Annotated in this window: 6 protein-coding genes; 2 read left to right on the plus strand and 4 right to left on the minus strand. The window is 35.7% G+C overall.

The genetic code is table 11. From position 1 onward, the window contains the following. Positions 1-267 (plus strand): transposase (locus A5N85_RS12100; RefSeq protein ID WP_211268199.1); only part of this gene is annotated, 267 nt, incomplete at its 5' end. Here A5N85_RS12100 and A5N85_RS12105 read toward each other — a convergent pair. Genes A5N85_RS12105 through A5N85_RS12120 form a run of 4 tightly spaced genes read right to left on the minus strand, consistent with a single transcriptional unit; the run spans position 209 to position 2,286 of the window. After that, the gene (locus A5N85_RS12105) at positions 209-862 is read right to left on the minus strand and encodes a hypothetical protein (RefSeq protein WP_072577446.1); all 654 of its coding nucleotides are present in this window, start codon (positions 860-862) and stop codon (positions 209-211) included. The two genes, A5N85_RS12100 and A5N85_RS12105, sit on opposite strands and share 59 nt — an antisense overlap. Next, positions 855-1,067, minus strand: coding sequence for a hypothetical protein (locus A5N85_RS12110; protein WP_072577447.1), 213 nt, complete (start codon positions 1,065-1,067; stop codon positions 855-857). Before A5N85_RS12110 ends, A5N85_RS12105 begins: the two co-directional genes overlap by 8 nt. After that, on the minus strand, positions 1,051-1,800 hold the full coding sequence (locus tag A5N85_RS12115) for a hypothetical protein (protein WP_072577448.1): 750 nt from the start codon (positions 1,798-1,800) through the stop codon (positions 1,051-1,053). The genes A5N85_RS12110 and A5N85_RS12115 overlap by 17 nt, the downstream gene beginning before the upstream one ends. 9 nt (positions 1,801-1,809) lie before the next feature. Beyond that, positions 1,810-2,286, minus strand: a complete 477-nt coding sequence (locus A5N85_RS12120) for a hypothetical protein (RefSeq protein ID WP_072577449.1) — start codon at positions 2,284-2,286, stop codon at positions 1,810-1,812. A 357-nt stretch (positions 2,287-2,643) separates the two neighbouring features. Between A5N85_RS12120 and A5N85_RS12125 the strand changes: the two genes are divergently transcribed. Next, positions 2,644-2,895: IS630 transposase-related protein (locus A5N85_RS12125; RefSeq protein ID WP_072577450.1), on the plus strand; the 252-nt coding region annotated here is incomplete at its 3' end.

The raw sequence follows: 2,895 nt of genomic DNA on the forward strand, positions 1-2,895 counted from the left end.
CCMGCTTTTCATAAACGCAGTGATATTCAAGCAATCATTGAAGAGCATGGGCATGAGATAGTTTGGTTACCCCCTTATAGTCCAGACTTAAATCCCATTGAAAAGATGTGGGCTTGGATTAAGCAAATAGCAAAGAATGGCGGATGGATTGTATTGATACTTTATTCTTTTATCTGTTTTGGATTGGGTTGGGTTTTAGATGATTGCACTATATGCCTTTTTCGACAAGCAAAATACGCGCATTACCACTATAAACATCTTGATTGATAATGCAGGAGGTGTAACTGCTTTGTTCAGATACAATATTTGTTTCAAGCGTACATGGGATTTTTGTCCCTTTAATCAGCGTGTAGTCAATGTTTTTTAATAGTTTGACTTGTCTTGATGGAATATCAGCTTCATTTTGATTTTGAAGAGAATTAGTAGCACTAAAACTTTTTACCCCTGATGCAAGCCTTTTATCTTTTAAAGTCGGTTCTTCTTTGTCTGATTGTTGTTGAGGTTGAGAAATAATAATAGGCGGAGGAAGTTCTTTCTTTTCAACAACAGGTTCTTCTGTTATTGGTTTTTCTTCAGGTATTTCTATTAGAGGCGGTGTATATTTGCCAATAGAATCAGGGGCAGTCATATAAGTTCTAGAAGATTTTTCTTTTTCACCTTTAGCGCCAAACGATAATTTAGACTTAAGATAAGAAAATCCACCGAATAGACCGCCACCTATTAATAAAGCCATCACTAAAATAACAACCAATAATTTAAGTGGTGAGACTTTTACTCCACCACCATTACTGTTGAGATCATCAACCTGAGGTTCAGTATCTTCAATAACAATTCCACCATCTTGTGATGAACCATTAGTCATTTTTATTGCTCCTTACTCGCTGCCATTGTGGTTTTTCAATACTCAATGGAATTTTTAATTCCTCAGATGGTTGAATAACGTATTTCGATTCAATGCGTTGTTTTTCAGTTTTAATGCCTGAGTAATAGCCAACAATATATGCAAACAAAGTCGTCAAAAAACCTGCCAAAATAAGATGCGCATAACGTTTAATAAATTTCATCATCTACGCTCCCATATTCTTGGCAAAAATCATTAACCGCTTGGCTATCCGTTGGATCAAATTGATGTAATCGTTTAATAAGTTTAATTTCACGATTGCTAAGTGGCATCGCATAAGTAGATTTATTCAAATCTTGCAGTCGCTTGGCAACAGCTGCTTTATCCTTAACGTCGTAGCCATATTCCATACTCAATCCATATTCATCTTGAGCCTCTGTTTCCATGAATTCTTGATAACTCATAAAGGTAGAGGCGTTTTGAACAAGGCTGTTTTTAAAGAGTGTATTAGCAATGATTTCTTGGTCAGACGTTAAAAGTTCGCCATCGAATAAAGCATCTGTAATGACAATATTAAGTGCTTGTCGCTGTGCATCATTAAGACTTGTCATGTCTTTAGACGCTTGTTCCATGAGCGCATCTGTTATTTCTACCGTAATGATTCTGTCGTCATTTAGCTCTGGTAGTGATTGCACTAAAATGATTTCAGTTTCAGACAGGGGCATTTGATCGTGTAGCTTGAATGATAAATAATCCCTTAGCATTAAAAATATTTCTTCATTTTTATCATCTAACTGATCTGCCCAATCTTCCATTTTGCTAAGAATTTTTATAAAAGCATTTCTATCTTCGTCTTTAACTCTAGGACGACGTAAGCTCGCGTGAAGATTTTTTGTCAGTTCAGATTCATAGCTTAAATCTAAGGTATCTAATGTTTGATTTTCGTTGATTAATGGCATGATATTTTCCTAAATAGCTCTGATTTGTTTTTCTTTCTGATTGGATGTAGGTTTAAGGGTTATCGCTTGAGTAAATGCCTCTTTAAGTTTGATTGGATGAGTGTTGGCTTGTTGGATTTTTTTGACATCTAATTTATAGCCTTTTTTGGCTAGTGCTTTGGCAAGTATTTCGAGTTTTGACAAGTCATCTTTAATGGCTTCATAGGCTTTTTTTCCGACTTCGCGTGGCGCAAGTCCATTAATTTTGTCGATAAAGTCAAATGAATAATTCGTCTTTAGAGAATGGAATCTTTTTTCTATTGGATTTTCTTCCTGACTTTTTTGCGTAACTTTTAGCAATGAATGTTGGTCAATTTTATTCAGCAAGCGGCTTACATCCGCATTGGTCATTTCTACTTTTCGTTCGGTCAATTGATTGATAACGGCTTTGGCTTTATCAGCATACTGCGTAAATTTGCTATACCAACCCGTTTGTTCTTTGGGCAATACTAATTCAGGTTCATATTTTTGGTATCTTGCGACTAGGGCTTCTGTATTCTTGGTTTTTCGAGCGGCATGAATTTCAGCAAGCGCTTCTTCAACGGCTTCTAATCGTGTTCTTGGCGCATTTTCAGGAGATATAGTAAAATCACTTAGAATCCAATCTATCCAAAGCAGATATAAAGAACAACTTGTAGTAGAATTATTGGTAGTTGTTTGAAAAGTATGCTAAACATACTCTTACAAAAAATACTTCTTTTAATATATTGATATTTAAATATTTAACTGCCATTGGATTAGATAATATTCCAGCATACTTTTCAAACCACTACCGAATTATTAAAAACAAACTGAGCATATCCTATGACCTACTGCAGCCAATTCCGACAAAAAATTCTTAACGATATTGCTAATGGAGAAACTTGGCGCGCTGTTGCAAAGCGCTACAAGATCAGCAAATTCACCGTCTATAGCTGGATTAAAAATCCCCATCCTAAAGGCTTTACTGAGCGTAAGCCCTCAAAGATTGATGATGAAGCCTTGCTTAAGGATATTGAGCAGTATCCTGATGATTACCAATGGGAAAGAGCTAGACGTTTTAATTGCTCGCAATCA

The organism is Suttonella ornithocola (assembly GCF_001889065.1).
GTDB classification, from domain to species: domain Bacteria; phylum Pseudomonadota; class Gammaproteobacteria; order Cardiobacteriales; family Cardiobacteriaceae; genus Suttonella_A; species Suttonella_A ornithocola.

Coding starts and splice junctions, on each gene's coding strand:
- A5N85_RS12110 (WP_072577447.1), bottom strand. CDS start 1,067: ATGATGAAATTTATTAAACGTTATGCGCATCTTATTTTGGCAGGTTTT.
- A5N85_RS12105 (WP_072577446.1), bottom strand. CDS start 862: ATGACTAATGGTTCATCACAAGATGGTGGAATTGTTATTGAAGATACT.
- A5N85_RS12115 (WP_072577448.1), bottom strand. CDS start 1,800: ATGCCATTAATCAACGAAAATCAAACATTAGATACCTTAGATTTAAGC.